The 17545-nt window shown below is 39.5% G+C and carries 16 protein-coding genes; 2 read left to right on the plus strand and 14 right to left on the minus strand.

Translation table 11 applies throughout. The features are described 5' to 3' along the window. The 4 genes from AC106S_RS22940 to AC106S_RS22955 form a co-directional block, all read right to left on the minus strand. Positions 1-222 carry a PspC family transcriptional regulator gene (locus AC106S_RS22940; protein WP_034725857.1) on the minus strand — a complete coding sequence of 74 codons (222 nt, stop codon included), beginning with the start codon at positions 220-222 and terminating at the stop codon, positions 1-3. Further along, entirely contained in the window at positions 215-1528 is a 1314-nt protein-coding gene (locus AC106S_RS22945) for a DUF2851 family protein (protein WP_482442215.1), read from the minus strand. Before AC106S_RS22945 ends, AC106S_RS22940 begins: the two co-directional genes overlap by 8 nt. Positions 1529-1715: 187 nt before the next feature. Continuing rightward, a complete protein-coding gene (gene bshA, locus AC106S_RS22950) occupies positions 1716-2870 on the minus strand; it encodes an N-acetyl-alpha-D-glucosaminyl L-malate synthase BshA (RefSeq protein WP_482442216.1) in 1155 nt (384 codons plus the stop codon). Positions 2871-2874: 4 nt separating this feature from the next. Beyond that, a complete protein-coding gene (locus AC106S_RS22955; protein ID WP_482442217.1) occupies positions 2875-4605 on the minus strand; it encodes a glycoside hydrolase family 3 protein in 1731 nt (576 codons plus the stop codon). A 116-nt stretch (positions 4606-4721) separates the two neighbouring features. Here AC106S_RS22955 and AC106S_RS22960 point away from each other — a divergent pair, with 116 nt between their 5' ends. Beyond that, a complete protein-coding gene (locus tag AC106S_RS22960; RefSeq protein ID WP_482442219.1) occupies positions 4722-5273 on the plus strand; it encodes a hypothetical protein in 552 nt (183 codons plus the stop codon). A gap of 466 nt (positions 5274-5739) precedes the next feature. Here the strand turns inward: AC106S_RS22960 and ribA are convergent, their stop codons facing one another. From ribA to AC106S_RS23000, 8 genes are all read right to left on the minus strand, one after another. Further along, positions 5740-6336 (minus strand): GTP cyclohydrolase II, encoded by a 597-nt coding sequence (ribA, locus tag AC106S_RS22965; RefSeq protein ID WP_482442220.1) that lies wholly within the window; start codon positions 6334-6336, stop codon positions 5740-5742. Positions 6337-6354: 18 nt separating this feature from the next. Next, complete coding sequence (locus AC106S_RS22970; RefSeq protein WP_482442221.1) at positions 6355-6807, minus strand: hypothetical protein; 453 nt, start codon at positions 6805-6807, stop codon at positions 6355-6357. Further along, on the minus strand, positions 6804-7418 hold the full coding sequence (locus tag AC106S_RS22975; protein WP_482442222.1) for a DUF4254 domain-containing protein: 615 nt from the start codon (positions 7416-7418) through the stop codon (positions 6804-6806). The genes AC106S_RS22970 and AC106S_RS22975 overlap by 4 nt, the downstream gene beginning before the upstream one ends. A gap of 14 nt (positions 7419-7432) precedes the next feature. Next, the gene (locus tag AC106S_RS22980) at positions 7433-7645 is read right to left on the minus strand and encodes a twin-arginine translocase TatA/TatE family subunit (protein ID WP_482442224.1); all 213 of its coding nucleotides are present in this window, start codon (positions 7643-7645) and stop codon (positions 7433-7435) included. Positions 7646-7676: 31 nt separating this feature from the next. Next, entirely contained in the window at positions 7677-9242 is a 1566-nt protein-coding gene (locus AC106S_RS22985; protein ID WP_482442225.1) for a murein hydrolase activator EnvC family protein, read from the minus strand. After that, complete coding sequence (gene lolB1, locus AC106S_RS22990; RefSeq protein ID WP_482442226.1) at positions 9239-10084, minus strand: lipoprotein insertase outer membrane protein LolB1; 846 nt, start codon at positions 10082-10084, stop codon at positions 9239-9241. The genes AC106S_RS22985 and lolB1 overlap by 4 nt, the downstream gene beginning before the upstream one ends. A 104-nt stretch (positions 10085-10188) precedes the next feature. Then, positions 10189-11205 (minus strand): sugar phosphate nucleotidyltransferase, encoded by a 1017-nt coding sequence (locus AC106S_RS22995; protein WP_482442227.1) that lies wholly within the window; start codon positions 11203-11205, stop codon positions 10189-10191. A 96-nt stretch (positions 11206-11301) separates the two neighbouring features. Continuing rightward, entirely contained in the window at positions 11302-12762 is a 1461-nt protein-coding gene (locus AC106S_RS23000) for a lipopolysaccharide biosynthesis protein (RefSeq protein ID WP_482442228.1), read from the minus strand. 206 nt (positions 12763-12968) lie between these two features. On the opposite strand from AC106S_RS23000, the gene AC106S_RS23005 reads away from it, so the two are divergent. Beyond that, positions 12969-14303 (plus strand): dihydroorotase, encoded by a 1335-nt coding sequence (locus AC106S_RS23005; RefSeq protein WP_482442229.1) that lies wholly within the window; start codon positions 12969-12971, stop codon positions 14301-14303. 74 nt (positions 14304-14377) lie between these two features. Here AC106S_RS23005 and AC106S_RS23010 read toward each other — a convergent pair whose 3' ends face one another. Both AC106S_RS23010 and AC106S_RS23015 read right to left on the minus strand, forming a co-directional pair. Beyond that, positions 14378-16681: a GH92 family glycosyl hydrolase gene (locus AC106S_RS23010; RefSeq protein WP_482442231.1), complete on the minus strand. Its 2304-nt coding sequence runs from the start codon at positions 16679-16681 to the stop codon at positions 14378-14380. Between the two features lie 176 nt (positions 16682-16857). Next, entirely contained in the window at positions 16858-17541 is a 684-nt protein-coding gene (locus AC106S_RS23015) for a response regulator transcription factor (RefSeq protein ID WP_482442233.1), read from the minus strand. Between the last annotated feature and the right edge of the window lie 4 nt (positions 17542-17545).

Raw genomic sequence — 17545 nt, forward strand, 5'->3', positions numbered from 1 at the left:
TTATAAGTCAAAAACGCTTGGTCTTCTGGTAATAAAAATATCTTTGATCCAAAGGGTGAAAGCCAGCCCAAGATAGATCAGAAAGAAAAAACCGGCAGTGGCAAAAGTGGAATAGATGAAGAATATCCTTAGTTTGGATACAGGAATTCCCAATTTAGCCCCGGTTCTCGTAAGAACTCCGAACCATTCTCTTTCCATCTTATGGCGGATATTATCAAACATTTGAAGAGTCTTTTAAAAGTTTAAATCCAATACTGCAATTTAAGCAATTTTTTTCGGTACACGAGCTTTTATGGTGATAAATCAGGCTCTGGCTTTCCAGGGCGTTCTTGCAGTCTGCTCCTAATTTTTTCCATCCTGAAGTTACTGTATTTTTTTCAGCGGCTATATTCCGGTAAAACTGGAGAACTTCCTCTGCCGCTTCTTCTTTATGGTATTTGTGATAGGTATATTTTAAAGGTAAAATAGTATTCAGGATAACCAGCTCGATGAAATCCCTGCTAAGACTTTTGGGCATAACCTTGGAGATTGTTCCGAAATTGAAATGACAGTCCCAGTATTCTGATGCTTTGACAGGGGAGAATACCCGGTAAAGTTTTTCTGCACTTTCTGCTTTAATGAGTTTGGAAAATAAATTCTGATGGCGGTAATAAAGATCAGCCAGCTGAGAAAGGCGTATGGTGGGGAAATTAGGAGGGCGGAGCCGTAAAAACTTCGGATGGAATGTCAGCCCGGTCAGGTTGAATTTTTTCCTGATAAATTCAAATTCCCTTTTCCAGATAATCATCTGCCCGTCTAAAGGTTTGTCAAGCCATCCTGAGATTCCGAAAAACAAGGATTCAAGCTGTGCTTCATTCTGCCGTATCTTATTGATGATGCTGAAATCAATGCTTTCTGCGATCTGCCTGAAGATCTGTGCATTTACTTTAAGTCCGAAAGAGTAAGCAAGGCTGTGAAAAAGTACCGCTTCAAAATTATTTTTATGGAGGTCCAGGCTTCTTTCCAGTTCCAGGGATTTTTCATCCAGTTTTTTCAGAAGATTTTCTTCATGAAACATCACCGGTATTTGAGCGGGATTGAAAATGTTTTCACAGGCAATGAAGGTTTTGCCGCTTACCAGCTTTTCGTATTTCCACAGGATATTTTCATCAATATAATTTTTTAACTCCAGGGTGGGAACATTCCGGTAGCTGAGGTCGTCAATTTCGGTATCGTGATGGAAAACTACATGAAGAATAATATTCCGGTAATTGGGATCCACGGAATGATTGTGGAAGATCCAGTCTGATGTTTTTACATGAAGTTCTATATTCCCGGAGATCAGCAGTTCTTTGGTTCTGATCCGGGCATCTGAAAAATCGGGTCCTGCATCGGTATTCCATTTTCCGAAATGGATGATCTCAACAGCATTACCCTCAGTGTCCCTGAAGTCAAAATGCCGGAAAATTTTATAGTTCCAAAGATATTGAAGGAGTTTTTCTGTCATAAGTGTTACTCTTAAAAGTACGATAAATAAAAGATATTTCATGACTGATCTTTAAAGTTTTCAGGAACTGTTCTGAATATTGTTCTATAAGTAGCAGGAATGGTTTCCGGATTTTATTTTTCAGTTTATTCTTTCGCCATATTCAGGTTTTAAATGAAAATTATACAATGGAGCAAAAAAAATCTCCTGTGAAAGCAGGAGATAGTCATGGGGGGATATTATCAGATCATCAGCTGATATCTGCCACCGTTTTATTTTTAAAATTTTCTATCGTTGTTCTGTACATTTCCTCATAGATCGGAAGAATATTTTTCAGGTCAAACTTGATCGCCTGATCTTTGGCATTCTGTTTCATTTGGGTTAAAAGCTCGTCATTGCTCAAGAGCTTGATCGTATAATTGCTCATCGCTTCCACATTACCGATCTCTGCCAGGAATCCGGTTTCTCCCTGAATATTTACTTCAGGAATCCCGCCGGCATTGGAACTGATGACCGGAGTATAAGCTGCCATCGCTTCCAAAGCAGCCAGACCGAAACTTTCCTGCTCCGAAGGGAGAAGAAACACATCGGAAAGCTGCAGAATTTTATACAGGTCATTTACTTTTCCTAAAAGACGGATCTTTGAGATCAGTTCAGGATTTTCCTCCAGAAACTGGTTGACCTTTTCCATATCCGGGCCTTCACCAATGATAATGAGCTTTGATTTTACCTTTTTCTCTACATTTTTGAAGATCTGAAGTACCTCTTCCACGCGCTTTACCGGACGCAGATTGGAAACATGGATCAGAATTTTTTCATCAGGATTGGCAAATTGGGTTCTCTGGCATTCCGAACAGTCATCAAATTCAGAATTATCAATAAAATTGGTAATAACCTGGATTTCTTTTTTGATGTTGAAGAACTGAAGGGTATCTTTTTTCAGACTTTCAGAAACCGAAGTAATAGCATCAGACTGGTTAATCGAAAATTCCACCGCATGTTTATAGCTTGGGTGCTGTCCTACCAGGGTAATATCCGTTCCGTGGAGCGTAGTCACCAGAGGAATATCATTGCAGTCTTCCTTCAGCATCTGTTTGGCCGTGAATGCAGCATATGCATAGGGAATCGCGTAATGGGCATGAAGCAGATCCAGTTTATAAAGATTTACAACACGGTAGATCATCGAACTTAATGCAATATCATAAGGCTGATACTGGAAAAGCGGATAAGTCTGAACATTTACCCTGTGAAAGAAAATATTGGGATTGGTAATATCTAATCTGGCGGGAAGTGCGGAGCTGATGAAATGTACTTCATAGCCTTTGTTGGCAAGAGACATTCCGAGTTCTGTTGCTACAATTCCGCTTCCTCCGTAGGTGGGATAGCAAAGTATGCCTATTTTCATTGGATTATTGTTGTTTTGATGTTGATGAAACTGCTGTGTTCATACCGGATGTTCCGGTGTTGAGATCCATACCCATGCCTGCTTTAAGCTGGTCGTTCACCAGAACAGGAAGTCGACCCCAGATTCTGGTCTTTCCGTTCAGGGCATTTGCCGCAGCTGTCATTGAGTCGTCATTGTTTTCGTAAGCTACAAGAACAGTAGAAACATTGGAGATATCAATGTCCTTAAGGGCGTAGGCACTTCCGAACACATTTAAAATAACATTCTGTTTTTTGGTAAGTTCAGCAAGTACTTTTTTTGATTCTGCTGAAATCTTATAAGATTTATATGCCGTTGAATTATCCTTATGGAAACCTGCGATTACCGTTGAACCTTCAGGAATTGTATTGATTTCACCGGATTTCTTAATGATTACATTTGATCCCAGCTGGCTGGCAAAAGTCTGGTACGGAGCTTCCTCCAGAGGTACATAATATATCTGTTTTCCTGTAACAGGAAGTAGTTTTTTGTCGTCTTTTAATAAAGTCAGTGCATTGGCATAAAGATTCTGAACAAGGGTTTTATGCGAATCGTTATTCAGGTCGCTGTTGATATTTTCAGGATTTTTTGGGATGTATTGATCCAGGCCGAGGAAATATTTTGTCATTAATATTTTCTTTACACTCTCTTCCACTCTGGATTGTGAAATTTCCCGTTTGTCAATCGCTTTCTGGATCAATTTTTTTCCTTCGGCAACGCCCTGGGAGAATAACATAATGTCATTTCCAGCCTTAAAAGCCAGCGCATCCAGCTCACCGGGTTTGTATTTGTTGGCCACAGCGCCCATATTTAAGGCATCAGTAATAATTAAGCCTTTATATCCCAATTTTTCTTTAAGTAATCCGGTAATGATATTTTTAGAAACCGAAGCAGGAATTCCTTTTCCGGATTCCAGGCTCGGAACATACAGATGGGCAACCATTACTCCCCCGATTCCTTTATCCATTAAAGCTTTAAAAGGTGCCAGTTCAACCGTATTAAGCCTGTCTAAATTGTGGGAAACAAGAGGCAGATCAAGGTGAGAGTCTGTACTGGTGTCACCATGCCCCGGAAAATGTTTGATGGCTGCAAGAATAGTATTGTCCTGAAGGCCGTTGGAATAGGATAGGGCAGAGCTGATGACATTTTCTACTTCCGACCCGAAACTTCTGTTTCCGATAATTGGATTGTTCGGATTGGTATTCACGTCTACAACAGGAGCAAAATCCCAGTTAATTCCCATTCTGTGACAGTCTTCTGCAATTTTGGCAGACATCCGGTAAATAAGGCTCTTATCCTGAATAGCCCCAAGAGTCATCGCCCACGGAAATTTATGGGCCGTAGCAATCCTCTGGAACAATCCCCATTCAGCATCCATTCCGATCATCATGGGAACTTTGGATTTCTGCTGAAATTCATTCACCAGACTAATCTCTCTTGCCGCATCATCCTGCATCAGGATCAGACCGCCGATCTTATCTTTAACAACAATATTTCTTACCTGTTCAATATAATCTTCGCCTTTATTGGTGTATAATGCTACAATAAACAGCTGTCCCAGCTTTTCGTCCTGGGAGAGTGATCTGTAAGTCTTGTCTACCCAGTTTTGAGCCTTTTTCAGATCATCTTTGGAAAGATTTTTAGGTTGGTACTGTGCTTTGGCAGAAGAACCTATTAATGCACAAATAAAGAGGGAAGTATATATTAATTTCTTCATGATCTTTTCTATAAGAACAAAAATACAATTAAAAAAATGATGAAAAACAAAGTTTTTGAAATTTTTGGTATATGATTTGAATACGCTATATAAATAATAACTAAACTTTTATAAAAATGAAAAAAATACTTCTCTTCTTATTCCTGGGCGTTATCGGCTTTACTGCTTACAGTTGTGATAATGATGACTCTGTTCAGACAGTAGATTACGATACGATTGCTCAAATGAAGGATGTTACAGGTAGCTTTTCAAGTACGGGCAATTATACGATCTCTCAGGGGCTTAATATTCCAAGCACAGATGTTGTTTTAGTTTACAGACTGGGAGTTGGTAACGTTTGGCAGCAGATCCCGAAATCAATTTATTTGCCGGATGTATCAGGTAAACCTACCAACAGGGTATTTGACTACAATTTCGTTTTCAATTCTCAAAACGTAGAGATCAGAATTGATGATCCGAATTTTAATGTACCTGGGGATCTTACATCAGCAGAAATTGCGGCTTACTTAAATAACCAGACTTTCAGAATCGTACTTATTCCTGCTAACGGAACAGGTATTGGAGGAGCTAAAAATAAAAAAGCGAATATCGATTATAGTGATTACAATGCAGTAGTTAAATATTATAATTTAGATGAATCTAAAGTTAAAAGCATTAAAGTGAATTAATTAAGAATATCTTTTCAGTTTTTTATAATTAAAAAAGCCCCGGGAGCGATTCCGGGGCTTTTGATTTTTTGATCCTATTGAATGAACAGAGCGCAGCATGCATGCAAGATAATACAGCAGATTATTTTTTTTGAATGAATTTAGGAGGCCGGAGGAAATAGAAAATGATTAATATATTGTTCTGATAGAACTTTAATACGGATAAAATTTGAAAACATTTTACAGTATCCTGAATAACCAAGTTTGGGACAAAAATATCCGATTCAGACTGGTTTGAAGCCGTGACAAGGAAAGTTTATGAAGGTTTAGGGTGATTTGATTTTACAATGGTTTTCAGGCTCACTTCCCGCCTTGTATACTTCAACTCTTTAACCCCTGACGGTTATTAATTTACCTTTTGAAATACAGCTTTTAGAAATGGCCACAAAAAAAGCTTCAGATTTCTGAAGCTTGTATTTATTTTTATTTAATTATCATTATCATCCAAAAGATGCCCGAAGAAATCTTTTTTTGTTTTCAGATAGCCTTTGCTTATTTCGTTGGCCGGGATCTGTAAAGGAATTCTTGAGTTGAGATGAACATTGCTGTCTGTAACATATTTTACCTTTTCAGGGTTGTTAGTCAGCAGATTGACATCTTTAACGTCCAACAGATTAAGAATCTCAATAGCTACCCCAAAGTTTCTGTCATCGGCAGGAAGTCCCAGTTCCAGGTTAGCCTGTACAGTGTCCAGTCCTTTTTCCTGAAGTGAATAAGCCTTCAGCTTATTGATGATTCCTATATTTCTTCCTTCCTGACGGAGATAAATAATGATTCCTCCGTTCTCATGGATGTATTTCATAGCGGCATCCAGCTGTTGCCCGCATTCGCATTTTTTAGAGTGAAAAACTTCTCCGGTAATGCATTCAGAATGAAAACGTACGTTCACCGGTTTTGTGAAATCTGTATTTTCTGCTATGATGGCCATGTGAGGCATCCAGTCGTTTTCGTTTTCAGAGAAAGCAATCATTCGGAAAGTACCGTGTTCTGTGGGAACATTGGCTTCCGCCTGAATTTTAATCATTAATACTGCAGTTAATTATTAATTTTTCAAAGAATCTTCGATCACAGAAATATTGGTTTTCAGACGGACCAGATACCTGTTCAGGACTTCATTGTCGTCTTTATCAATATTCTGTCTGAGTTTCTGAATTTTTTTATATGATTTTTCGAAGCTTTTAATCGCTCTTTTCTTCCCGTTTAAATTATTGGCATCAATAGCATACAGATAATTCTGAAGGCTGTATTTCAGGCTCGTAATCTCTTCATTCAGACCATTATTCTTAAACTTTGGAAAGGTAGAAATAAGGTTTGAGATTTCAGAGGCATTAACGTTTTCTTTGATGTTGATATCAAAGCTCTTCTTAGAGCCTCTGTCTGAATCAGATCCTTTGGTTTCGCTATAAAAATTATTAGACAGCGGAGAAAGATTAAGCTTTTCCGTTGCACAGGAAGTGATGATGATTAGTACTCCAAAAAAAAATAGTTTTTTCATTTCTGTTGCCCCTTTTGATAAAGGATTGGGTTAAGACTTTCATCGTTATACATTTTCATTTGTTTGTATACCTTCATCTTAACGTTACCGTTTTCAATATCAGCAAGCAACTGATCTATAGAAGTGGATAGGTCTTCTTTCTGGGTAAGCAGTACATCCAGTTTGGCCTGGCAGTTTGCACGGTGCTCTTCAGAAGCAGAATCTCTATTGGCTTCTAATGACATATGATAAACCTTTAATGCAAGAATTGATAGCCTGTCTACTGCCCAAGCGGGAGTTTCCGTATTGATTTTTGCATCAGGTTCAGGAGTTATATTTTCAAACTTTCTAAGGAACCAGCTGTCGATAAATTCTACCAGATCAGTTCTTTTCTGGTTGGAAGCATCAATTGTTCTCTTCAGTTGAAGAGCTTCAGCAGGATCAATATTTTCATCTCTAATAATATCTTCTAAATGCCATTGAACGGTATCAATCCAGTTCTTTGCATACAAAATCCGTTCCAAACTGTCTTTTTCAAACGGGTTATTAATTAGAGCGTTAACGTCATCAGACACGTGATAGTCTTCAATAGATTGATTGAAGACTTTCCATGCAGTCTCAGTAAAATTCATTAATTCTGGGCTTTTTAGTTGCTGGAAGAATTATTGTTTGTGTTGGAAGACGTTTTTTCTGAACCAGGTTTGTCTTCTTCCTTTACCGCATCTTTAAATTCTTTGATCCCTGAACCTACTCCTCTCATTAATTCCGGAATTTTCTTTCCTCCGAAAAGTAAAACCAGAAGTATGGCTACGATCAGAATGTGCTGCCAAGATAAGGCAAGTATTGTTAGTGTATTCATCTCTTAAAATTTTTGCAAAGTTACGCTTTTTTTAATATGAAATCCAACCTAATGGATCAACTGGTGTACTTCCGCTCCATACCTGGAAATCAAGGGTGTAGGCACCATCAAAATCCTGGGCAACGGTACCCACCGGCGTACCGGCTGAAACCTGCTGTCCTTTGGAGACGCTTACACTTCCTAAGTTGGAATAGATGGTAAAATAGGTTCCGTGTTTCACAATAACGGTTTTTGTCCCGTCGCTGTTAGCCATTACAGAAGAAACAGATCCCGGGTATACCGATTTTGCACGTGTTCCTGAAGGAACAGAAATCTTAACACCGTTATTTTCTTCTGTGATATTTTTGAAAACCGGGTGTGGCTGTCTTCCGAATCTGTGGGTAATCTGTCCTGCTCTGTCTGCGGGATATCCCAGCCTGCCTTTACTCTCTGCGAAATTACTTCCGGCAGGAGCTGCAGAAACACCATAATTGGTCATAGCCTTAGTTTCAGCGGCTTTTTTCTCCTCTTCTTTTCTTTTGGCAAGGGCTGTTTCCGCTGCTTTAGCTGCGGCTAATTTTTCGGCTGCTTCTTTCGCTTTGGCATTGGCTTCATCATATGCTTTTTTAGCAGCAACCCTTCTGGCCTCGTCTTTGGCATTGGCTTCTGCTCTTGCAGCTTCTTCGCTTCGTTTTTTCTCTTCTTCAGCTCTTCTGGCGGCAAGTTCGGCTGCTTTTTTCGCTTCTGCTTCTGCCAGTTTTCTTTCTCGTTCAAGTGCTTCCGCTTTTGCTTTGGCCTCAGCTTCAATTCTTGCTTTTTCTCTTTCAGCAGCAATTTTAGCCAGACGTATTTTCTCTGCTTCTGCCTTCTTTCTGGCTTCCTCTTCCGCTTTTGCGATGCGGATCTCTTCTGCAATAATAGCTCTGATCTGGCCTTCAATCACTTTATTCTGAGCCTGTTTCTGTTTCAGCTCAGCGGTAAGTTTTGATTCGTTTTTCTTAAATTCTTCTACCAGCTGTTCTTTTTGGGCTCTTTCCGCATTAATCGTCGTAAGATCTTTCTGCTGGTTTACCAGAAGGTTTTCTTTTTCTTTAACAGAAGTCTGCTTCTGGGCAATTGATTTTTTGATCTGATTGGCAGCGTTAGTAATTTCAGCTGCTTTTTTGTCCTGGTAATCAGAGTATTGTTTCAGGTACTGTACTCTTCTGATGGCTTCCCCTAAGTTTTTTGCAGAAAGAATGAAGGTTACTTTATTCTGTACCCCTTTATTTTTATAGGCGTTCACCAGAACTTCTGCATAATTCTTTCTGAGAACGGCCAGCTCTTTGTTCTGCCGGTTGATTTCCAGCTGTCGGAGATAGATCTCGTCCTCAATAAATCTTTTTTCCTTCTGAGTATTGGTATATACCTTTTCTCTTAAAGATAATTTTTTATTGACGTTGGTAAGATAGGCTACTGAAAGTTTGGATTCGCTTCTTGTTTTAGCTAAATCCGTATTTATTTGTGCAATTTGTTTTTTAAGTTCGGCATTCTGCTTCTGAAGCTGTTCTTTGTTCTGCTGCCCCTGATGCAGTCCGAACATGAAAATACCTATTAAAAAGCTAAATTTTCTAATCATTTAATCTCAATTTTCTTGTAACTGGATGGTACAGAATAAGGTGTTTCCATCCTCGAAAAGTCAAATTTCGTGTTTTCCAGTAAAATCTGACTAGATTTTGAGCCTTTTATAATTATTTTAACATTTTTCGGAAGACGGATTCCGCTGTATTCATTCCAGTTGCTGTAAGAAATTTCCAGTTCATCGGAAGACAGGACATCTTTCAGATTAACACTCAGCAAATCATAGTTGGTATCATACAGCAGAACAATTTTATATTCCCTTGTTTTCTCGTCGGTAACAATCTTCTGATTGGCATTGGAGACCATTTTAAAGCCCTGTGAATTCTGAGTCAGGGTAAAATTAGAATCGTTGATTTTCACAAAAGTTCTGCCCATCAGAATCTTTTCCAGGGATTTGTAATCAATAAAGTTTACATTCAGCAGATTATTCAGATAATCGAAATCTGAATCGATGTAGGTTTTACTTGTTTTGTCCAGTCCTTTAATACCCTCCGGGGTGGCAATTCCTCTGGCTACATTAAATAAAAGAGCCTGCAGATTCATCCATACTTTCTTATTGTTCTCAATATAAATGGTGGCATCAAGGGTAGGAATAAAGCTTCCGGTCTGTACGTTTACTTTACTGTTGATTTTGATCTGGTCAAATTTCGGAGGAATAATCACATGTTCAAAAAAGGTATATTTATCTCTCACATATTCACCGCCTTCTTTGGATTTTCCACCGTCTTCCGAAACTGCTGTGCTGTCCTGCACATTACCGTTGCTGTTTTTTGCGGCATTTCTTGTTTTGCACGATGATAAAGTAAGAAGTACTAAAAGTATGAGGATACAGTTTTTCATGTGTTTATCTTTCAAATTAAAGAATACTTTGCAATATTAACGCCAAACCACACAAAAGATTTTGTGTGGTTTGATTATCCTGTTCAGGAATAATAGTTTTTAGTTTATTTGGATAAAAAATCCAGTACGGAATAGTCTCCTAAAGAAATCTCTCTGGCAACACCAAAATACTGTGCAGAATTTCCGATCATAGAATTGGAAAGATTTCCGTGATTGATTCTGGTATTTTCTTGGATCAGGGAATTTTCAATATTGGAATTCACAATTACCGTATTGTTTCCCAGCGAAACACCCGGCCCAATTTTTGAGTTGGATATTTTTACATTTTCTCCGATAAAGCATGGCTGTATGATCAGAGAGTTTTCGATGACCGCAGAAGCCGGATAATTCATCATTTCTTCTTTTTCGTAGGCCAGAATCTTGCTGTTGGTTTCTACGGTGGCATTTTTATTTCCGCAATCCATCCAGTCGTTTACCTTTCCTAAAGTGAATTTGGCTCCTTTGGCTCTTAAATTTTCCAAAGCCATAGTCAGCTGGTATTCACCTCCGTTTTTAATATCGTTATCAATAATATGATTGATCTCGTCCATCAGTTTTTCGGCACTGTTGAAATAATAGATCCCGATGATGGCAAGATCGGAAACAAAAGTCTGAGGCTTCTCTACAAAATCGGTAATAAAACCGTAATTGTCCAGTTTTACGACACCGAAAGCGGACGGATCTTCTACACTTTTCACCCAGATCACCCCATCCGAATTTTTATCAAGCTGGAAATCTGCACGGAACAGCGTATCTGCAAAAGCAATCACCACATCTCCCTGCATGGATTCTTCTGCACACTTGATAGCGTGAGCCGTTCCCAGCGGATCATTCTGATAGTATATGCTTCCTTTGGCTCCCAGTTTTTCTGCAATATGGATTAAAGATTTTTCTATTTCAGGCCCGAAATCTCCAATGATAAATGCGACCTCTTCAATCGGCTCTCCCGCTACTTTGGCAATGTCTTCCACAAGTCTCTGTACAATCGGTTTTCCGGCAATCGGAATAAGAGGTTTGGGAACGGTAAGGGTATGTGGACGTAATCTGGAACCGCGTCCAGCCATAGGAACAATTATTTTCATAGACTATGTAAGAATGTTTTTTATGTTAGTTCGTTTGATAAGGTTAAAGATAGCAATTAAAATACTCCAAGGAATATGATTTATATCTTTAATGTTTTATTTAAGTTTTAATTTTTGCAATAAACGTTGAGGAATAATATTTTGTGTTTTAATCAAAATAAGGGCCAGAATAATGAACAGAATATTGGTAAGCAGATAATTTTCTCCCAGATACTGATAACTTACCAGCGAGAATATGATGGTAACAAGTATTACTACCAGATTTTTATAGAGATTATAAGGAATGGGATACTTGATCTGCCCCCAGATATAGGACACCACCATCATTACAAAATAAGAACTGATTGTAGCCCACGTAGAAGCCCAGTAACCATATCGGGGAATGAAATAATAATTGATTCCGATTGTAATGACCGCTCCGATGGCAGAAATATAAGCCCCCACTACGGTTTTATCCGAAAGCTTATACCAGATGGAGAGATTAAGATAGATGCCCAGAAATAAACTTGCGAAGAACAATACCGGAAGGATGGCAATTCCCTCATAATATTCCGGATTTTTAAGATAAAATTTGGAAATCCAGCCTAAATTGGCACAAAGAAAAAGAACGATCAGGCAGTTTACCGTAATAAATACGTCTAAAAGCTTGGCGTAGGTTTTCTTTGCATTTTCATTTTTGGAATGGCTGAAAAAGAAAGGTTCAATTCCGAGAACGTAAGCCTGCCTGAAGAGAACAACGAAAGTAACGATCTTGGCGACTGCACCGTATACTCCCAGCTCATGCCTGCCGAGTTCATCAGGGAGAAGGAATTTAAGAAACTGGCGGTCGAAAGTTTCATTGATGATTCCAGCCAGCCCGGCAATGGTGATCGGCCAGGAATATTTCATCATTTTTTTCCATAATTCCCAGGAGAAATATCTTATTTTGGCAATGAAGATTTCCTTGAATAAAAGAACAAATGTTAAAGCACTTGCGGCCAGATTCGCTACGAAAACATAGCCTATACCAAATTCGGGACTGTATTTTAAACCCAGAATTCCGTTCGGGAACCGAGGCAATATCTGTAAAAAGAAGATCACAAGCAAAAAATTGACCACCCCGTTCGCAATTTTTACAGAGGCATATTTTACGGGTCTTTCATTTTTCCTTAATAATACGAAAGGCATTGCACAGAAAGCATCCAGAGACAGAACAATGACCAGGATGGTAAGAAGGTTTACCTGTGTTGGGGTCTTAAATGCAATGGCCAGTTCTTCTCTGAAGCCAAGAGAAAAAATAAGGAAAGCCAGAGTAGCCATCAGGACACTGAAAAATGTCGTGGAAATGAGTTTTTTATCATCCTTTTCATCTAATGCAAAACGGAAGAATGTGGTTTCCATTCCATGAGTCAGAAGTACGGCAATAACACCGGCTACGGAATAGAAATCTGCAAATGGAGAATAAGCTTCAGGGCCAAAAGCTTGTGTGATATAGGGATTGATAATAAAAGGGAATAAACGGATGACCACCGTTGTCAAACCGTATAACGCAGTCTGCCCTAAAAGTTTCTTATACAAATGTGAAATTTTTATGCAAATGTAAATATTTAGAAATTGATTTTTACCGGCTGCCCTTAAATTCATTCATAAATCTTAATTTTGTTTTTTATAGAAGCTGAATTGTTGAGACTGGAAATCCGTATTTACTGTTGATGCATCATTGATATTGTCAGTACAAGACTTTTCCTGCTTCCTTTATGTAATATCTAATTTCTAAAAGTATAATGAAAATCCTAATTAAAAATGTAAAGATCGTTAACGAGGGCCGGATCTCCGATGGCGATGTTTTAATAGAAAACGACCTCATCTCCAAAATAGATTCAGCTATTTCCGAAGATGCAGACCGGATTATTGACGGTTCCGGAAAATACCTTCTCCCGGGTGTTATTGATGACCAGGTACATTTCAGAGAGCCGGGACTGACTCATAAAGGAGATATCGAAAGCGAATCAAAAGCTGCCATTGCCGGAGGGATAACCAGTTTTATCGACCAGCCGAATACCGTTCCTAATGCTGTTACCCAGGAATTATTGGCAGATAAATACGTGATTGCTTCCCAAAAGGCCTATGCCAATTATGGTTTTATGATGGGAGGAACCAATGATAATCTTGAAGAGGTGTTAAAGACCAACCCGCGAAACGTTCCGGGGATTAAATTATTTTTAGGCTCTTCCACAGGAAATATGCTGGTTGATAATCCTGAAACCCTCGAGAATATTTTCAGCAGTACGAAAATGCTGATTGCTGTTCACTGCGAAGATGAGGCAACCATTAAAGCGAATACCCAAAAATATATTGACGAATACGGAGAAGATATCCCTGTAAAATTCCATCACCTGATCAGAAGTGAGGAAGCCTGCTACAAATCATCTTCAAAAGCAATAGAGCTGGCACGGAAAACGGGCGCAAGACTTCACGTTTTCCATCTTTCAACAGCGAAAGAGACCGCTCTTTTCAGAAATGATATCCCGTTGAAAGATAAAAAGATCACGGCAGAGGTTTGTGTTCATCATTTAACATTTACCAATGAGGATTATGAAACGAAAGGCAGTTTAATCAAATGGAATCCGGCTGTAAAAACCCAACAGGACAGGGATGGTCTTTGGGAAGCGCTTCTGGACGGAAGAATTGATGTAATTGCAACCGATCATGCGCCGCACACAGCAGAAGAAAAGCAGAACAAATATTTAAAATGTCCGTCCGGAGCCCCTCTGGTACAGCATTCTCTGCCTGTGATGCTGGAGAATTACAGAAACGGTAAAATATCTCTGGAGAAAATCGTTGAAAAGATGTGCCACAATCCGGCTATTCTCTTCCGGATTGAAAAAAGAGGATTTATTAAGGAAGGCTATAAGGCAGACCTTGTTCTGGTAGATTTAAATGCAGACTGGACGGTAGCTAAGGACAATCTCCTGTATAAGTGCGGCTGGAGCCCGCTTGAAGGAATGAATCTTCATTCTGAAGTAACCCATACCTTTGTGAATGGCCATCCTGTTTATGAGAATGGAAAGATAGCCGAAGAGAAATTCGGAGAAAGACTTCTTTTTGAAGTGGAATAATATCAAGAAGCTAAAAGTATAACAAAGGCCGGTCTGTATATTGCAGACCGGCCTTTTCATGTTTTGCTGTAAAATTATTTCTTTGGTTTGGAACTCATATAAAATATAAGTTTTCCGCCATTCATGATGTCTGAATGTCTGAGCGTAAAATCTTTGATTTCCTTGCCATTCAGAAGGATCTTCTGAACATATACATTTTTTTTGTTCTGATTGATGGCTTCAATTTCAAAGGTCTTTCCATTTTCCAGGTTAAGCACAGCATGATCCACTGCCGGACTCCCGATTGAATAATTTTCCGAACCCGGAGCTACGGGATAAAAACCAAGCGAACTCAGGATATACCAGGCGCTCATCTGCCCTGCATCATCGTTCCCGCCGAGGCCGTCAGGAGTTGCTTTATACTGCATTTCCAGGATACGTCTGATCTGGGCCTGCGTTTTCCACGGCTGTCCTGCCCAGTTATAAAGATAAGCTACGTGATGAGCCGGTTCATTGCCGTGAACATAACCGCCGATGATTCCTTCGCGGGTAATATCCTCCGTATCTGCAAAAAACTCGTCAGGAAGATGCATGGTAAACAGCTCATCCAGTTTTGAGGCAAATTTTTTCTTTCCACCCATAGCAGTGATCAGCTCATCGGGATTTTGAGGGACAAAGAAACTGTAATTCCACGAATTTCCTTCAATAAAGCCCTGGCCGTGTGTGCTCAGTACATCAAAATCTTTTTTGAAACTTCCGTCTGCCAGGCGGGGCCTCATGAATCCTACACCGGAATCAAAATTATTTTTCCAGTTTTCAGACCGTCTGATGAACTGATTGTAAATTTCGGTCTCTCCCAGATGTTTTGCCAGTTGTGCAATGGCCCAGTCGTCATAGGCATATTCCAGTGTATTGGAAACTGATGTTCCGTTCTTTTCTGCAGGAATATATCCCTTATCTATATAAAAGCCTATTCCTTCATAGTCTCTTTTGCTGGCCGTGGCAACACAGGCTTTTAATGCTTCTTTGGGATCACCGCTGTAATTTCCCTTGATAATAGCATCTGCAACAACGCTTACACTGTGATAGCCGCTCATACACCAGTTATCGTTGGCATAATGCGACCATATCGGCAGCATTTTCATAGAAAACTGATTGTAATGGGCCATCATGGATTTTACCATGTCATTGTTCCGTTTTGGCTGAACAATATTGAATAAAGGATGGAGGGCACGGTACGTATCCCAGATGGAGAAAGTCGTGTAGTTGGTAAATCCTTCTGCTTGGTGAATGTTCTGGTCCAGTCCTTTATACTCTCCATTGATGTCCATATAGGTGGTAGGGCTGATGAAAGTGTGGTACATAGCCGTATAAAAATTGACTTTTTCCGTTTCGGAGCCTTTGATGATGATTTTATTCAGTTCCCTGTTCCATTCGTCCTGTGCTTTGGATTTCACCTGGTCAAAGGATAATGTTCCGGTTTCTTTTTCCAGGTTTTCCAGGGCATTGGCCTGGCTTACCGGTGAGATAGCCAGTTTGATTTCGATGGATTCCTGCTCCCGGGTATCAAAATCAAAATACATTTTCAGGTTTTTTCCTGCGATTTCCGGAAAATTTCTGGTTTGGTCAAATTTTCTCCAGAATCCGTTATACGGCTGTTTTCCGTCATAATTTTTCTGTCCGTAAGATTTAAAAGGTTTTGAAAACTTCATGGCAAAATAAACGGTTCTGGTTCTGGCCCAGCCGTTGGTCTGGCGGTAGCCGGTTACCGTGCCGTCCTTTTCTACCCGTACATACGTCCATATATTTTTACCGTCATAATTATAAATTCCGGCTGTAAGGTCTAAAATAATGTGTGCCTGGTCAGATTGTGGGAAAGTATAGCGGTGAACTCCGGTTCTTGCGGCGGCCGTCAGTTCCGCCAGGATATTGTAATCATCCAGTTTTACTTTATAATAGCCGGCTTCTGCCTTTTCATTCTGATGGGAAAATCTGCTTCTGTATCCGCTTTCAGGGTTTGAAGCGGTACCGGGATTCAGCTGAAGTTTTCCAACCGTTGGCATAATCAGGAAATCTCCGAGATCAGAGTGCCCGGTTCCGCTGAAATGGGTAGAGCTGAAGCCTGTAATGGTTTTGTCTTCATACCGGTATCCTGCACAGTATTTATAAACCTCCCCGTTATATTTCCCATTCAGTTCATAAGAAATGGTATCTGTTTCAGGGCTCAGCTGTACAGCTCCGAAAGGCACGGTGGCACCGGGATAGGTGTGTCCCATTTTTTCAGTACCGATGAGCGGGTTGACATATTGGGTTAGTTTTTCAAATTTTTGGGCAGTCAGGTTTACACTGAGCAATACAAGAAATATTAAAGAAGGTGTGATGATTCTGTGGTTTTTCATTAATAACAAATTTTCAGAGATTAAAATTAATTAAAAAACAGAGAATAACTGTTTTAAAATTAGAATGAATAGGGCAGGAGCCGCCATAAGAAAGCCGGAAGTTGCGGGATGTATGATTATTTAAACCGGATGAAGGTTCCGGAAGATTCATTATTTTCCTCTGCGGGGTTCTCCGGTTATATCTTTTCGGAAAAGCGGAAGCCTATTCCGTGGAGGTTTTCAATCAGGATATTCTGCTCGTCTGCAAGAACTTTCCTTAATCTGGAAATAAATACATCCAGGCTTCGACCCATAAAATAATCATCATCCCCCCAGATCGCTTTCAGAATATCCTGTCTTTTTACAACCGTATTTTTATGGCGGATAAAGTATAGCAGCAGTTCAGATTCTCTTTGGGTAAGGGTGATGCTGCTGTCATAATGCTGTAAAGTGTAATTTCTGGGATCGAAGTCGTATTTTCCGACCCTGTATTTCAGGGGATAATGTTCTGTTTTCTTTGTACGCTTCAGGAAAACTTCAATCTTCAGGATTAATTCCTCAATACTGAATGGCTTTACGAGATAATCATCCGCACCAATCTTCAGTCCTTTGATTCTGTCTTCTTTTAAAGCTTTTGCAGAAATGAAAATAATAGGAATATCCGAGTTTTTGCTGCGGATATACTGAGCCAGCTCGAATCCGCTGAGTTCCGGCATCATAATATCCAGAAGACAAATATCAAAACTCTGGCTGTTGAATGCGTCCAGTGCAGATTTACCATCCGGATAACAGTGGATATCATAATAACTTTCCAGGCTGTCCTGAATCAGGAAAGCGATTGTTTTGTCATCTTCGGCATATAAAATTTTAGATTTCTCCATTATT

Source organism: Chryseobacterium sp. FR054 (assembly GCF_056844565.1).